This window comes from Effusibacillus sp. SKA8, assembly GCF_058273125.1.
This window is the reverse complement of sequence record NZ_JBZCSF010000001.1, coordinates 361,105-375,473: the sequence shown is the minus strand read 5'-3', so window position 1 is coordinate 375,473 and position 14,369 is coordinate 361,105. Positions and strand designations below refer to the sequence as shown.

Below are 14,369 nucleotides of genomic sequence, written 5' to 3'. Positions count from 1 at the left end.
ATACGTTGCAACGTTACAGCAAAATAACCGGCGCTTGAGTCACAAGATTCAATGTTTTGCCGCCACCGTATTCAGTAAAAGATAGCGAATACTGTCGCACAACGCCTGCCAACTCGCCTCAATAATGTTGGTTGAAACTCCCACAGTATTCCACTGCTTCTTCCCATTGGACGATTCAATCAACACCCTGACCTTGGCTGCGGTTGCTCCCTTTTCATCCAAAACACGAACTTTATAATCGGTAAGCTGCATATCCTTAATCTCGGGGTAGAACGACTCCAAAGCTTTGCGCAGAGCATTGTCCAAAGCGTTGACAGGGCCATTTCCCTCAGCGGCGATATGAATAATTTCATCGAATACTCGCACCTTGACGACCGCCGTACTATTGATCGCCGAATCAGTCGTCTTCTCCACGAGAATTTTTAATGACTCTAAGGTAAAGAACTCTGTCCCTTCCCCCAATTCTTCCCGCAACAGCAATTCAAAGGATGCCTCGGCTCCCTCATACTGATATCCTTCATGCTCCTTTTTTTTGATCCTCTGAATGACCCGCTTGCTGACAGGGGTCGATTTATCCAGATCAATGTTCAATTCTTGAGCCTTATAGAGCAGGTTGCTTTGACCGGACAATTCGGAAACCAGAACTCTGCGTTGATTTCCTACCCGGTCCGGCGCCAGGTGCTCGTAGGTTTCCGGGCATTTCAAAATAGCACTGACATGCATGCCGCCTTTATGGGCAAATGCACTCATTCCTACGAACGGCTGATTGTTGGGAGGTACGACATTTGCAATCTCATGGATATATCGTGACAGGGAGGTCAGTGAGCTGAGTTGCTCCTCTTTTACGCAAAAATATCCCAGTTTTAATTGAAGGTTCGGAATAATCGAAATCAAATTGGCGTTGCCGCACCGTTCTCCATAACCGTTCATGGTTCCCTGTACCTGTCTTGCCCCTGCCCTGACCGCCGCAAGGGTATTGGCTACAGCGCATTCCGAGTCATTATGACAGTGCACGCCAATTGGCGTTGTCAGCGTTTGTTTGACCGCTGTCACGATCGTCTCGATCTCGTGCGGGAGTGTTCCGCCATTCGTATCACAGAGTACGATCCAGTCCGCTCCCCCTTCCTCAGCCTTTTTCAAGGTTTCCAGTGCATAATCGGGATTGGCCTTATAACCGTCAAAGAAATGCTCCGCATCAAAAATGACTTCCAATCCGTACGATTTTAAAAATTGCACGGAATCATAGATCATTGCCAGATTTTCTTCCAATGTTGTGTTTAACGCATGCGTGACCTGAAAATCCCATGTTTTCCCAAAAATCGTCACGGTACTTACGCCGCTTTCCAACAGTTTCCTGAGATTTTCGTCCTGATCGGCAGAAATCCCTTGTCTTCTCGTGCTTCCAAACGCGGTAATCTTCGAAGTGGTCAGAGGGAGTTCCTTTACTTTTTGAAAAAACTCCATGTCTTTTGGATTGCTCCCCGGCCAGCCGCCTTCGATATAATGAACGCCGAATTCGTCAAGGCGAAGAGCAATTTTCAGCTTATCATCCACTGACAAGCTGATTCCTTCCCCCTGCGTTCCGTCCCGCAAAGTTGTATCGTAAATCAATACTTCCGCCATCTTATGTCCCCCTGCCTCTGCTGTTTTAAAACCGATTATCGGCCTGCCTGCTTTTATCCTCTCCAACATGAATACCACCAAAAACCGTGGTGCTGTTTCCGTAGGATTGTCAAGGTAAATTCACCATCTCCTTTTTGCCTTTATCTAATCTGAACTCATTTGCTGGTCGATAAATATAAAAAACTCTCGCCCTGACAATCAAACGCGCGTGAAATTCAGAACGCAAACCGTTCGATTGCCGAGGCGAGAGCATCGCGGTACCACCCGGCTTCTCCGTTTTTCTCGCGAAAAACGGACTCATGAAGTCCAAGCAGGACTTCAGTCCGGTAACGGGGACCTTCCGTTGTTCTTTACTCCGGCAATTTGCTGCCCTTTCAAAAACAAAGCTCCAAGGCGATATTCAAAGAAAGATGACGACCGCCCTCTCAGCCAGTGGGAACGGCTCTCTGTCCGTCAGCGCTCTCTTCTACTTGTCCTTTTCTTCGCTTTTCAATCTATGGCGCTTCAAGCAACAACAAGCAACCTATTGCGAAACGAAATTCCATTAAACTTTGAATTATTATAGGTACCCTTTTCGTCTTTGTCAACATTTTTTGCGCTCTCCGTAGCTGACACTCTCCGTAGCTGACTCTCCGTAGCTGACTATGGACATCTGTACGGATTCCACGTAATATTGAATTATTTGGAGCGTATGCCGCACTCGGTTGAAAATCTTGTCCCAAATCTACATACTTAGAGAAGAGTGGAATTCGAGGGGGATTTGCAATGACATGGTGGATCGTCGCAATCGTACTGCTTCTTTTGGGAATCGCGTATTATTTTTTGTACCGTTCAATAAACCGGCGAAAAGCGGAGTTTGACAAAATGTATTCGGCTCATAAAGAAGTCCGGGAAATTTTTGTGATGAACAAACAAATCGTCAAACAACCGCTGCGAGAGGGGCTCAAATTTCCCAAGGTGAAGACATATCAAGTCACTGCGCGGGTCACGGTATCGCAATCGATGAAAGGGACGAGCTTCAGCGCCACGCAAACCCACAAGTTTGTCACCGACAAAAAAGAGTATGAGAAGATTCAGGTCAACCGCAAATACCGCGTCGAGCTGGCCGGCAATTACATAGGAAAGGTGATTTCGGGAAAAAAATAATCCACTTTGGGCAAATTTGTTCTTATTCGAAAAGCCCGACGACAAATTTTTTCAAATCGACCAGACGGGGCGGATCCTGAAGGGGATGCTCGGTTCCCGCGACGAGCAGCGGCACCAAAGAATCGTATTTGTGCAGAGAACCGTGGCACCCGCCCTTTAAATGCTTTGGGTAATACCGGCTCAAAAATTCATATCTCGGGCGGGCGGTTATGACAATCACGGGAACGCCCTGGGAATACAAGGCGCCGTACAATCTGGAGAGCGCATCGGGGTAATCCCTATACCTGACGATCCCGCGATCCTGACGCAAATCCAAGACGGCCCATTCTCCCGCGATCGTCCAAGCTGCTCCGTAGATGTCAACATAAGGGCCGCCCGGCTCAAAATACACTTCTCTGCCGGATCCCCCCTCTTTGACCGCAACTCCTCTTTCCTTCTTCCAAGCGATCAGGTCAATTCGCGGTTCCGTAAGAAGCTGTTGCAGCAATTTGTCGTGTTGCTCCGGTTTCAGGGGATAGAGATAGGCCATTCTTTCGTTGTTGCATACGACCAGATCGTGATCTTTCACCTTTTCCCCCAGTTGAAGAACCCGAAACGGTTTCAGCAGTTTGTCAAGATTGATGGTGAATTCTTTGTCGGAGCCGATGCGGGTCTGGCCATGGTCTCCGGTAACGATGAATACGCATCGATTTAACGCTTCATCCCAGGAACCGAACGCGCTGAGGATTTGCTGGATCCGATAGTCCACCTTGATTAAAGCTTTTTTGGCATGATCGGGACTCTTCTTGTGCACCTCATGATCGTTATCCGGCAGATATACCAGCATAAAATCGGGTTGTTTCCCCGATTGAACGAGGGATTGTATCACTTTGACAGCATAGGTGTCGTTAATCCCGTAATACCGCCTCAACCCTTGCACATGCCGGGGAAGAATCCGTCGCATTTGCGTTTCAACCATCGCTCCGAGCGTCATGAAATCGGGGCCCGAGATTTCGCCATGAATCCGAAATCCAGTAGCCAAGTTGATCAGAAAGGGAGGTCGGAGCCGGTGTTTACTGTTTCCCCGATGCAGGATCGCATTGATGGAAGCCGATGTCTTGCCCCTGTGAGCCAACTCCTCAAAGATCGTGGAAACCCGTTTGCTCAGATGTTTTTCGTTCAGGTCGTAAAGCACGTTGCGTGTGCATTTGTAAATCCCCAATTTCCAAGCGCATCTCCACCCGTTAAGGTAATTCACGATCTCCTTTTTTTCCGGATCATACCAGATGATGCCGGGAACCCGGTGAATGTCCGGGTAAACCCCGGTCAATAACGAACTGTCGACCGTAGCCGTCATCGTGGGAAACACGGTAACGCAGTCGGCCCAATACCTCCCCCGGTCCTTTAAAAACCGTATCGCGGGAACGGTTCGGTTCCGCAAGCAATCTTCCAATATATCAGGCATCAAAGAATCAACAAGAAGAAGCATTGTTTTTTTCATTTGATCGTACCTTTCAATTTATTCACACATGCAGTATGTCTCCAAAACAGGGATGTTATGAAACGTTAACGTCTGAGGAGCAACGTTGCTTTTAGCGGCAAATGGTCGGATGCCGCGGGGAATGTTTGAAGCACTTCTACTGCGAAAACATGAAAATGCCGGCTGACAAATATGTAATCCAACTGCGATTTCGGTCGAAACGACGGAAAGGTATAAAATGCGGCCTGGCCTGCAGCCTGGCAAACATCCGTAAGATGCCGGGTGATTTTTGTCCATGCCCCCGCTCCCGGCCGCATGTTCCAATCTCCCAAAACGATGGCCGGTTGCTGGTCATCCGCAACTTTTTTGACGATAAAATCGGTCTGCTTTTTGTGAAAGAACGGATGCAAACTCAGGTGAGTGACGTAAACTTTCAGCAACTGCCCGTCGATTTGCAGACTGGTTTCCAGCAGCGCCCGCCCTTCGACGATTCTGGAACGAAAATCAAACGGATGGTTCTCCTGGGACACGATCGGAAAACGGGACAAGACGGCATTCCCGAACTGTCCGTTTTTTTCGCCCGCATTGGCTTTCAATGTGACAGCCGCTCCGAACGCCTGATGCATTTGCAAGCGATTTGCCAGCCAGCGGGCCTGATCCGCAAAACCGCTTCTTTTGGCGAAATACCTGTCCACCTCATTAAGTCCGATCACATCCGCTTCGCTTGCTTCCAAGACTTCGGAGATTCGATTGAGGTTCAATTGCCCGTCTGTCCCTCTCCCATGGTGAATATTGAAGGTCATCACGTTAAGCCGCAAACCGTTTCCCCCCAGATGAAATACAGAAGATTTGAATTGATAATCGCGCTTTGCTTTACTATAATTATTTTACGTAAATCTCTGGCATCTTCATCTTCTTCGTCATAAATTTGTGAGTCCATAAATTTATGAAAGGAAGTGGAGAACATGACGTTATTGTTTCGTGATGTTACCTTCTTGAATTTCGACCAAACGTATGTGCCCCAGAAGCGGCTCCGGCAGTTTCCCCACGAATGGATTGACTTTCAGGATCTTCGGCAGGTGAAGCGGTATTGTGAAGCCGATTCTTTCCGCAAAATCAAACACCGTTTGAAACGCCGCACCAATCACGGCATCACCTTCATAGGAAGCGGCGACTATCATTACATTACATACCTGTTGCTTTCCGAAATCGGAGAAAAATTTTCGCTGTTGTTGTTTGATCATCATGCGGACATGATGGCAGATCCGTCCCCTTCCATCATCTCCTGCGGCTCCTGGGCGTCGAGAGCGGTTGCGAATCTGCCGCAGCTGCAAAAAGTCATTGCCATTGGTGTGCGGCCCGATTCATTTGGACGAACCGGGTATTGGCAGTCTAAAGTCACGGTGTTTCCGGAATCTTCATTCGAAGACTCTGCCAATTTTGTTGCCCGGGTCCTTTCCGCCATCGAAACGGACACGGTGTATATCAGTATTGACAAGGATGTGCTGGATCCCACGCAGGCAAGAACCAATTGGGACCAGGGAAGCCTGAAACTTCCGGTGCTCTTGGAACTTTTGGGGCGTGTGGTCTCCCTGAAGAAGGTGTACGGCGTGGATATTTGCGGGGAGTATCTGGTCTTGCCGACCGAATTCTTTCGTCCGGACTGTGTACAAGCGGTTCAAAAAAATGAGCAAGCCAACCGGAAGATTTTGCAGGTACTGCGACAGGAATATGACAAAATTGCCTGAGTCACCCCCTTTGGGAAAATAAAAGCCGGGGTTGATCCCCGACCGTGCATCCTTGATGCGCAACCCGTTTGCGGAAGGCAAAAGACCGTTATTTCAAGCGGTCTTGCATCTGGTGGACGACTCCCAAAATTTCTTCTTTGCCGTGAACGTGATCCAGTGCCTCCATCAATTCGCGTACGATCTTCCACGTTTACCGGAATCTTTGACAACCACACCGCATTGTTTTTCCAGGATCTGTATAACCGCCGACATATCCAGATCGGCAAGTCCTTGTTCGACAGCAAGGGAGAAAACCTCTTCCGCGTTGTTTCCGGTTCGCGGCATCAACCCGGCTTTTTCAACCAGTTGGTTGGCGAGCTTTACGTCTTTCAGCACATATTTAACAGCGCCTCCAGGCTGGAAATTGCGCGTCAATACATAATTCTCCATATGTCGACGCAACATCCGGCTGTCTCCATAACTGGATCGCAAAATATCATACAACTGCTCGGCGCGCAGTCCAAGTGCGGCGCCTGTCACCATAACCTCGGAAGCCGCCAGAGAGTGTACGGCCACCAAATATTGATTCATCAGTTTGGCCACGCTTCCCAACCCGGACTGGCCCAGATATTGGACATTGTTTCCCAGGACTTCTAAAATCGGCAATACGCGTTGAAACGCCTCCTGTTCGCCGCCTGCCATGATCGTCAATGTCCCCTGTTCGGCTCCCTCCGGTCCTCCGCTGACCGGAGCGTCCAAGTATGCAACCTTTTTCTTTTTCGCCAGATTTGCCAGTGCAACGCTTGTATCCATACCGACTGTCGTAAAATCAATACAGATCGTATTAGGACGGCTGTTTTCCAGAATCCCCTGTCGACCCTCGTACACTTCCCTTACATCGCTTGGCATCGACAGGCATGTGCAGACCACTTCCGACTGCGCCGCCACCGCGGCTATGTCGGTTGCCGCCTTGGCGCCCAGTTCAATCAACGGATTCATCTTTTCTTGTGTACGATTGTAAACGGTTACAGCATATCCCGCCCGGATCAGACGTGTCGCCATTCTGGCCCCCATAACCCCCAGCCCGATGAAGCCGATTCGCATCATATTCGTGCAGCCCCCCATTTTTCTTCTTACCCCCTACATCTCATGGAAGCCGGGCAGCCAATTGAAACTTTCGTCGGAGGGCCCGGCCGGAATATATTCCAGTCCCACGTATCCCTGATAACTACTTTCTTCCAAAAAACGGAAAACATTGGAATAGTTGATTTCTCCGGTGCCGGGTTGATGACGGCCCGGGGTATCCGCAATTTGAACATGCCCTATCAAGTCCTGCAAGCGTTTAAAAGAAGAAAGAAGCTCGCCCTGTATTCGTTGAATGTGGTAAAAATCGTATTGAATCTTCAAATTCGGAAGCTTCAACTCACATAGCATGCTGTAAGCCCGCCTGAGATCGGAAAGAAAATAGCCGGGCATGTCAAATGTGTTAATCGGTTCAATCAGTAGAGTTAACCCGTAGTCCGCAAATTTTGAAGCCGCGTGGCGCAAATTTTCGGCAAACACATTCCAGGCGTCGCCTGTCGGCATTCCTTCCGGCAGGATTCCGGCCAAACAATGCAATCTCGGACAGTTTAAGGCGGTTGCGTAGCGAATCGCTTCTTCAACCGCCTCCCGAAATTCCTGGCGCCGGTCCGGAAGAATGGCGATTCCCCGGTCCCCTTGCTTCCAGTCTCCCGGCGGAAGATTGAACAACACGACATTTAAATCGTGAGTTCGCACTTCACGCTTTATCTCATCGATTTGAAACTCGTAAGGAAACTGAAATTCCACATATCGAAAACCTGCTGCCCGCGCTTTCGAAAACCGCTGCAAAAACGGGACTTCATGGTAAAGAGTCGAGAGATTGGGCGAGAAGTTCAGCATTGTATTCCCCCTTAGTGTTTCTTTTTGTCGGTAGGCCACCAAGTTCGTAACAGCTCGTTCCCGGAATTTATTATAATATCTTACGGGATGTTAGGGTAAAAATAAATTCCGGTTGTCCGTCAGTGTTGAAAAAAGGCATAAAAAAGAGGCAGACGCCTCTTTTTCGCAGACTCTACAATCCGTTAAAACCCTGCAAGTTCATGAAGCGCTCCGGTTCGGATCGCCCGTTTGACATCTTCCAGGAAGACTTTCTAACGGCTTAAAAATTCAAGGACTAAGTTCAAAAAGGGCTTTGTCTTTTCGATTTGCGTCCAATGTCCGCATTGGGGAAACACATGCAGTTCCGCATTGGGAAGAATACGGGACAGCCTCCAACTGGTCTGTTCCAACGGAATAACCCGATCCTCCCTGCCATGAGTCAATAATGTCTGAACCCGAATTTGCTTCAACTCTTCTTCTTTCAATGACAAGGCATCCACATGCTGTTGGCGGGGTTCAGGAAACATTGCCGAAAAAGATTCCTGGAATCCTTTCTGTATACTCGCCTGATAGCGCATTTCAACCAGGTCATCCTTGTCGGCCATGCTTTGATCAAAAGAAAAGATTCTGATTAATTCTTTCATGTTTTCAAGGCTTGGCGTATATCCCCATACCGCATCCAGTTCTTTTGTAATAGGGAAAGAGATGCCAACACTTCCCATCAGGATCAATTTTTTCACCAGATCCGCACGTCGATAGGCAATATGAAGGGCTAAAGCCCCGCCCATCGAGTTTCCAATGATTGAAACCTGTTTTAATCCCATTTTTTCTATGAAGGAAAGCATATGATTGACCCAAACATCCACCGAATACTTGATTTGCCCCGGCCTTTCGGTATAGCCAAATCCGACGATATCGGGAGCATATAAGTGGTAATGCTGCGACAAAACGGGAAAAACCAATCTCCAGTTCGCCCATGCCGATACACCTGGCCCCGATCCATGAATCAGAAGAAGCGGTTCTCCACTTCCATCCTCATGATAATGAGTGAGAATTCCCCCTGTATCGACGTATTTCCCTTTTTCAACCATCTTTGTTTCACCTCATTTCGCATAATCCGCAGGCAGAGCGACCCTGTCGTCGTTTCACATTATTCTTCATTGTTTTATACGAATGGTCAAATCAGATGTCGGTACCGTTTTACATGCCAGGACATAACCTTTTTCCCGTTCTTCATGGGGCAACGCTTGCACAGATGACAAGCCAAGTTCGTATCTTCCAGACTCTACTTGCACTTTGCATAATCCACAACCGCCACCTAAACACCCGCGTTCAATACTCCAGATACCATTCGTGATGGCTGCCCGCAAAATATTTTGATTCTCCGGACAGGTGAATTCTTGTTGATCTTCCACGATAACGATGCGATATGTTTTTGCCATGGTCTTTTCCTCCAAATAGTTGTATAATATCGTTGGATTCGGTTCAAATGTTCTTTCCGATAGTAGCTGATGAAGTTTTGATCGACAGCTCCGGCGGCACATCTTCCGGGCCGATCAGCGGTCCGGGTGGCGAATATGGCATCTTGAACCAAAACAGGTTATGGACGACCAGGAGAATGGCCACCACATGTAACGTATAAAACATGGAGAGGGCCGATATATCAAACGGGATGTCGGCTGCAGCTGCTTTATCCAGAATCGGAGACAGGATTTAGCCGCATCAGGGGGATCCAGATGACGACCATGATCGCAACGATCATCAAATTATAAAATCCCCTTTTGGGCTGGGTATATTTGGCGTTAGGATAATATCCGAAAATGGCTAAGTGAAATAAGACCCACCCAATGATAGACCCGCCGATCCCTGCGAAAGAGAACGTAGGAGTAAGAAATTTCAGGCTGATCGTCCAAGATAAGTAACCCAATACAATGACTGCTATTGTAAGAACGATTTGTCCCCAGGGTTCACCGAGTTTATAGAAGGGATACCGTTGCAAGCTTAGATAATTTCCAAAAATCATGATCCACGTGATGATCCAGACGGCCATTCCCAACATGAAGTCAGCCTGAAAAATTCTCTTCGGATTAAACGGCCCGTCAAGGGGGGTTCCGCTGAAATCTGGCAAGATGTTCCAGAGGACAGCGCTAATAAACAGGATAACGATTGTTCCGACAACCACATTCTGGCCACCTGATTTGGGACCGACCGGATAAGCGCCCCAAATGAAAGCATACCAGAGAGTGGTCATGAAGAGAATCACTCCGAAATACAGCGTCACTGGAAACAGTGGAACGGCAGGCCAGACATTGATAACAAACCAGGTATTCAACAAAGCCAACACAATCCACAGACAGGTCATTAACAAACCTGCCCAGACCTTGCTCTTACCCGGTTTCCAAAAACCTTCCAGGGGAGTACACGGCCATCTGCGCCCGATGATGCCAAAATTAATCAGCCAAAACAGCAAAAAGAAAGAAGAAGGAAGATAGATCTGATAAAACAATTTGGGTGGCAGAAAAAACATAATGAGCCATCCAACAGCCATAGCCACGATAAATTGAACAAAAGTTTCACGTGTGAATGTTCGATTCAAACAGAAAAAAATGATGATACCGGAAATCTCCGGGAATCGGCCCCATTATCGCCCACCCTTACTTGCTCAAACAGGCTTTCAGGCAATGGAGCCGCTCCCCGGAAAATGATCCCGATGATGCCATCCCCGCGAATCAGTCATGAAAGGGGTTTGGCGTCTTAGGTAAACGCTTTCATGAAGCGTTCATTCAATTCCCTCGTATGATAAAAAACGCCTTTTCCGATTTTATCCTCCGTCCAAGTGACCGGTGTAAAATCCGCATGCGGTACATACCCGCCGGAATACACTTCATTGCGGTTTCCGGACGGATCAAAAAAGTAGATGGTTGTTCCTCGAGTGATTCCGTGCCGGGTCGGTGTAACGTCAAACACGACATCGTTTTTAGCCAGGCAATCGGCCGCACTTAACACATCCTGCCAACTGCCAAGACTGTATGCAAAATGATGCAGTTTGCCGTTTGGCCCCTTCAGAATTGCAATGTCATGAGGCGTATTTGTTCTGAACAGCCAAGTCGCCAACAACTGTTCCCCATCAAGGGTGACAACTCGTTCACTCATGTGGAAATCCAGTACATTCATCAATAAATCGGTCGTCTCTTCAACATCGTCTCCAATGATTAACAAATGGTCGAGCGCAGGAGGCGCGATGCCTTTTAAATTTTCCGGATACGGATCCGGATTGAGTTTAAGCCCGTTTCCAACGCGTTCAATCTCGTGATACAATTCCATTACATGCCCGGTTGGCAATGTGCACCGGATTGCTTCCCCTTCCGCAAGCCGCGTCCCCTTTGATACACGGTTCACACGAACCCCGTTCTGTTCGAGAGCCTTTTCGAACCGGTCAAGGTCTTGTTCATACCGCACTTTAAACGCCAAATGTTCCAGACCCGGATGATCCGATTCCACTAAAATCAAGCTATGATGATCCTCTTCGTCCCATGCCTTAAAGTACGCGCGATTGTTTTCCCGCGCCGTCATCTGCAATCCGATTACGTTGGAGTAATAGTCGATACTCTTCTCCAGATCCATTACCCGAACCTCGACTCGTCCCAGCCGCATAACACCCATATGTTTTCATCTCCTTTTCGGTATTCAAAAATTTAAATGTTGTAAATTTAATTTAAATCTTTTCCGATTCCTTTTTCCACTGCAAAATTTAATAGTATTTGGGCGTAAACACTTTATTTTTTTGCAGTCTTAAACCCGGTTGCGCTTGAGAGATTGGACAACACCCCCTGTAATTAGTGATGAGAACATGGCATCTGACTGTCCTGTTTATAAGTATAGCTGCCTCTACACTCTCTTCAAGCAACGCGTTCTTCTATAGTAAACGAAAAAAATTATTCTGTTCATATGAAGGGCTGAAGCCCCGTCCCTTTGACGGGGCAAAGTAGGATAAGCCTTTCTGTCTGAATTAAGAGAGGGCAATGCAAATATTTTTAGCTTCCGTAAAAAACTCCAGGCTATGATGGCCGCCTTCCCGCCCGATTCCGCTCTTTTTGAAACCGCCGAAGGGGGCGCGAAGGTCGCGGACGAACCAACAATTCACCCAGATCGTGCCCGCCCGGACTTTATGGGCTATGCGGTGGGCGCGCTGCAAATTCTCTGTCCAAATGACACCGTTCAGGCCATACGGTGTACCGTTTGCTATTTCAAGTGCCTGCTCTTCCGTATCAAACGGAATCAGCGTGACAACGGGTCCAAAGATTTCCTCCTGACAGATGCGGGTTTGAGGATCTTCCTGAATGTAAATGGTCGGCTCCAAATAATATCCGTTTTTCAGATCATCAGGCAGTTCCGGCCGCTTTCCGCCATAAACGAGCGTCGCATTTTCCATTTCCGCAATCTTAAAGTAGCTTGTAACTTTATTGTAGTGTTCTTCGCTGACCAGCGGCCCCATTGCCGTGCCGGGGTCCTGCGGATCCCCGACTTTCAATTGCGCGGCTGCCGCTTTGAACCGTTCCACAAACTCATCAAATATGGAACGCTGAACCAGAATTCTTGAACCGGCCAAACAAACTTGACCCGAGTTTAAAAAAGCGGCTTGAATCGAGACGGGAATCGCTTTGTCCAGATTGGCGTCCTCAAAAACAATGTTGGCCGCTTTGCCCCCAAGTTCAAAAGAAACGCGTTTCAAGGAATCGGCCGCATTCCGCATAATCGCTTTGCCTGTCGTAGTCTCTCCGGTAAAGGAAATCAAATCCACTTCAGGATGGGTGGTCATGAATTCACCCGTTGACCCCGGTCCGAACCCTTGCACGATATTCACGACGCCATCCGGAATCCCAGCCTCTTTGGCTATCTCGCCAAGCAGTGAAACTGTAATCGGCGTCAGTTCCGCCGGCTTGATAACCGCCGTATTCCCGGTGGCCAGGCAAGGGCCGAGCTTCCAGGTTGTAAGCATAAGGGGCAAATTCCATGGTGTGATCAGCGCTGCCACACCGACCGGTTCATATCTCGTGTAATTCAAATATTCCTCATCCATCGGATAGTTCTCACCGCCGTGCTGCTCCATAAAATTAGCGAAAAACTCCAAATTATAGGCAGCTCGGGGAATCTCTTTCTCATACGCAACCGGAAAAGGTTTGCCCACATCCAACGCTTCGAGCCGCGCCAGTTCTTCCCGGCGCTCCATCATGATTTCGGCCATCCGGCGAATTTTTGCGCATCGCTCTTTGAGCGGCATCGTTCTCCACGGGCCTTCTTCGAAAGCGCGGCGGGCGGCCCGGCAGGCGCGATCCACGTCTTCTTTTGTCGCTTCATGAACCCGGGCGATTACTTCCTGTGTGGCCGGATTCTTCACTTCGAAGGTCGAATTGGAACCGGACGGCACATATTGGCCGTCAATAAACAACTTGATTTCCCTGACCTCTGAAATTACCTTTTGCATTCTTCTCCCCCTTGCTGTCTTTCTTTCCGTTTTTTTACAGATTCTCCTGCAATGCCCCAATGTTCCAGTTTCAGCTCGTTGATCAAGACGCGAACATTCTCAATGGGGGACCCGAGTATATCCGCCACTGTGCGGGATACTTCAGCAATCAACTTTTCTTTTTGCTCGGGCGATCGCCCTTCCAAAATATTAATTTGAATGAGCGGCATTGAAGCACCTCCCAGGTTTTCTTACTTGGTGAATACTGCCGAAGCAGAACCAATACCGTCAAAACTCACGGTGAAAATATCGTTTTCTTCTATTGTGGCGGCTGCACAAAGAGCGCCGCTCAGGACAATTTCACCCGGTTGAATCGCTTTCCCCGTCTCGGACATCTTGTTTGCCAACCAGGCTATCGCCCTTGCCGGATGTCCCATAACAGCCGCTCCTGTACTCGTTGCGATGACACGCCCATTTTTTCTGAACACCATTCCCATGAGCCGGAGGTCCAGTTGATCCGGCTTATAAAACTGCCCGCCAAGAATAAATCTTGAAGAGGATGAATTATCCGCAATGACATCCGCCAGCGTAAAAGAGAAATTGCGATAGCGGCTGTCGATAATCTCCAAAGCCGGCATCACATAAGCCGTCGCATCGAGTATTTCCGGAACCGAAACACCGGGTCCCTTCACTTCCCTTTTAAAAACAAAAGCGATTTCGGGTTCGATTTTCGGGTGAATAAACGGGGCCAACGAGATCGTTTGTTCTTCAACCAGTCGCATGGACTCCAGGAGAACGCCAAATGTCGGTTCATGAACCCCCATCATTTGTTGTTTTGCCACACTTGTAAGGCCAAGTTTTCGACCTACGATCCGAGTGTTCTCCAGTTCGCATTTCACCTCAATCAGCCGATCCTGGATCTGATAGGCCATTTCAACATCCAATTCCGGATACCGGTCGACAAATTTGTCGACCTCAAACCTTTCTCTTTCCGCTTCCAGCAAGGTAGCGGCGATTTTTTCGATCCTCTCTTTCCGTGTCATTGCTT

At 48.3% G+C, this 14,369-nt stretch carries 14 protein-coding genes and 1 other annotated feature; of the genes, 2 read left to right on the top strand and 12 right to left on the bottom strand.

Annotation, left to right across the window (positions count from 1 at the left end; genetic code table 11):
• Nucleotides 1-48: 48 nt before the first annotated feature.
• Nucleotides 49-1,623: a citramalate synthase gene (cimA, locus tag AC4ED1_RS01930; RefSeq protein ID WP_490935709.1), complete on the bottom strand. Its 1,575-nt coding sequence runs from the start codon at nt 1,621-1,623 to the stop codon at nt 49-51.
• Between the two features lie 236 nt (nt 1,624-1,859).
• Nucleotides 1,860-2,115: a binding site (T-box leader), on the bottom strand.
• Nucleotides 2,116-2,388: 273 nt separating this feature from the next.
• Between cimA and AC4ED1_RS01925 the strand changes: the two genes are divergently transcribed.
• Nucleotides 2,389-2,769, top strand: coding sequence for a hypothetical protein (locus AC4ED1_RS01925; RefSeq protein WP_490935708.1), 381 nt, complete (start codon nt 2,389-2,391; stop codon nt 2,767-2,769).
• 22 nt (nt 2,770-2,791) lie between these two features.
• Here the strand turns inward: AC4ED1_RS01925 and AC4ED1_RS01920 are convergent, their stop codons facing one another.
• Both AC4ED1_RS01920 and AC4ED1_RS01915 read right to left on the bottom strand, forming a co-directional pair.
• Nucleotides 2,792-4,237 (bottom strand): alkaline phosphatase family protein, encoded by a 1,446-nt coding sequence (locus AC4ED1_RS01920; RefSeq protein ID WP_490935707.1) that lies wholly within the window; start codon nt 4,235-4,237, stop codon nt 2,792-2,794.
• 77 nt (nt 4,238-4,314) lie between these two features.
• A complete protein-coding gene (locus tag AC4ED1_RS01915) occupies nt 4,315-5,046 on the bottom strand; it encodes an endonuclease/exonuclease/phosphatase family protein (protein ID WP_490935706.1) in 732 nt (243 codons plus the stop codon).
• Between the two features lie 147 nt (nt 5,047-5,193).
• On the opposite strand from AC4ED1_RS01915, the gene AC4ED1_RS01910 reads away from it, so the two are divergent.
• Nucleotides 5,194-5,976, top strand: coding sequence for an arginase family protein (locus AC4ED1_RS01910; protein WP_490935705.1), 783 nt, complete (start codon nt 5,194-5,196; stop codon nt 5,974-5,976).
• A gap of 165 nt (nt 5,977-6,141) precedes the next feature.
• Here the strand turns inward: AC4ED1_RS01910 and AC4ED1_RS01905 are convergent, their stop codons facing one another.
• The 9 genes from AC4ED1_RS01905 to AC4ED1_RS01865 form a co-directional block, all read right to left on the bottom strand.
• Complete coding sequence (locus AC4ED1_RS01905) at nt 6,142-7,062, bottom strand: NAD(P)-dependent oxidoreductase (RefSeq protein WP_490935779.1); 921 nt, start codon at nt 7,060-7,062, stop codon at nt 6,142-6,144.
• Nucleotides 7,063-7,095: 33 nt separating this feature from the next.
• Nucleotides 7,096-7,878 (bottom strand): hydroxypyruvate isomerase family protein, encoded by a 783-nt coding sequence (locus AC4ED1_RS01900; protein WP_490935704.1) that lies wholly within the window; start codon nt 7,876-7,878, stop codon nt 7,096-7,098.
• Between the two features lie 251 nt (nt 7,879-8,129).
• Nucleotides 8,130-8,948: an alpha/beta fold hydrolase gene (locus tag AC4ED1_RS01895; RefSeq protein WP_490935703.1), complete on the bottom strand. Its 819-nt coding sequence runs from the start codon at nt 8,946-8,948 to the stop codon at nt 8,130-8,132.
• 66 nt (nt 8,949-9,014) lie between these two features.
• Nucleotides 9,015-9,299, bottom strand: a complete 285-nt coding sequence (locus AC4ED1_RS01890) for a 2Fe-2S iron-sulfur cluster-binding protein (protein WP_490935702.1) — start codon at nt 9,297-9,299, stop codon at nt 9,015-9,017.
• A gap of 248 nt (nt 9,300-9,547) precedes the next feature.
• A complete protein-coding gene (locus AC4ED1_RS01885; RefSeq protein WP_490935701.1) occupies nt 9,548-10,384 on the bottom strand; it encodes a hypothetical protein in 837 nt (278 codons plus the stop codon).
• Nucleotides 10,385-10,611: 227 nt separating this feature from the next.
• The gene (locus tag AC4ED1_RS01880) at nt 10,612-11,520 is read right to left on the bottom strand and encodes a catechol 2,3-dioxygenase (RefSeq protein ID WP_490935700.1); all 909 of its coding nucleotides are present in this window, start codon (nt 11,518-11,520) and stop codon (nt 10,612-10,614) included.
• A gap of 346 nt (nt 11,521-11,866) precedes the next feature.
• Nucleotides 11,867-13,342, bottom strand: coding sequence for an aldehyde dehydrogenase (locus tag AC4ED1_RS01875; protein ID WP_490935699.1), 1,476 nt, complete (start codon nt 13,340-13,342; stop codon nt 11,867-11,869).
• Nucleotides 13,330-13,551, bottom strand: a complete 222-nt coding sequence (gene thmT, locus AC4ED1_RS01870; RefSeq protein WP_490935698.1) for a 2-hydroxymuconate tautomerase — start codon at nt 13,549-13,551, stop codon at nt 13,330-13,332. Before thmT ends, AC4ED1_RS01875 begins: the two co-directional genes overlap by 13 nt.
• Before the next feature lie 21 nt (nt 13,552-13,572).
• The gene (locus AC4ED1_RS01865) at nt 13,573-14,364 is read right to left on the bottom strand and encodes a 2-keto-4-pentenoate hydratase (protein WP_490935697.1); all 792 of its coding nucleotides are present in this window, start codon (nt 14,362-14,364) and stop codon (nt 13,573-13,575) included.
• Nucleotides 14,365-14,369: the final 5 nt, after the last annotated feature.

Excerpts from the sequence above, each read along its gene's own strand:
- AC4ED1_RS01895 (WP_490935703.1), bottom strand. The coding sequence starts at position 8,948 with ATGGTTGAAAAAGGGAAATACGTCGATACAGGGGGAATTCTCACTCAT.
- thmT (WP_490935698.1), bottom strand. The coding sequence starts at position 13,551 with ATGCCGCTCATTCAAATTAATATTTTGGAAGGGCGATCGCCCGAGCAA.
- cimA (WP_490935709.1), bottom strand. The coding sequence starts at position 1,623 with ATGGCGGAAGTATTGATTTACGATACAACTTTGCGGGACGGAACGCAG.
- AC4ED1_RS01865 (WP_490935697.1), bottom strand. The coding sequence starts at position 14,364 with ATGACACGGAAAGAGAGGATCGAAAAAATCGCCGCTACCTTGCTGGAA.
- AC4ED1_RS01910 (WP_490935705.1), top strand. The coding sequence starts at position 5,194 with ATGACGTTATTGTTTCGTGATGTTACCTTCTTGAATTTCGACCAAACG.
- AC4ED1_RS01900 (WP_490935704.1), bottom strand. The coding sequence starts at position 7,878 with ATGCTGAACTTCTCGCCCAATCTCTCGACTCTTTACCATGAAGTCCCG.
- AC4ED1_RS01920 (WP_490935707.1), bottom strand. The coding sequence starts at position 4,237 with ATGCTTCTTCTTGTTGATTCTTTGATGCCTGATATATTGGAAGATTGC.
- AC4ED1_RS01885 (WP_490935701.1), bottom strand. The coding sequence starts at position 10,384 with ATGTTTTTTCTGCCACCCAAATTGTTTTATCAGATCTATCTTCCTTCT.
- AC4ED1_RS01875 (WP_490935699.1), bottom strand. The coding sequence starts at position 13,342 with ATGCAAAAGGTAATTTCAGAGGTCAGGGAAATCAAGTTGTTTATTGAC.
- AC4ED1_RS01880 (WP_490935700.1), bottom strand. The coding sequence starts at position 11,520 with ATGGGTGTTATGCGGCTGGGACGAGTCGAGGTTCGGGTAATGGATCTG.
- AC4ED1_RS01925 (WP_490935708.1), top strand. The coding sequence starts at position 2,389 with ATGACATGGTGGATCGTCGCAATCGTACTGCTTCTTTTGGGAATCGCG.
- AC4ED1_RS01890 (WP_490935702.1), bottom strand. The coding sequence starts at position 9,299 with ATGGCAAAAACATATCGCATCGTTATCGTGGAAGATCAACAAGAATTC.
- AC4ED1_RS01905 (WP_490935779.1), bottom strand. The coding sequence starts at position 7,062 with ATGATGCGAATCGGCTTCATCGGGCTGGGGGTTATGGGGGCCAGAATG.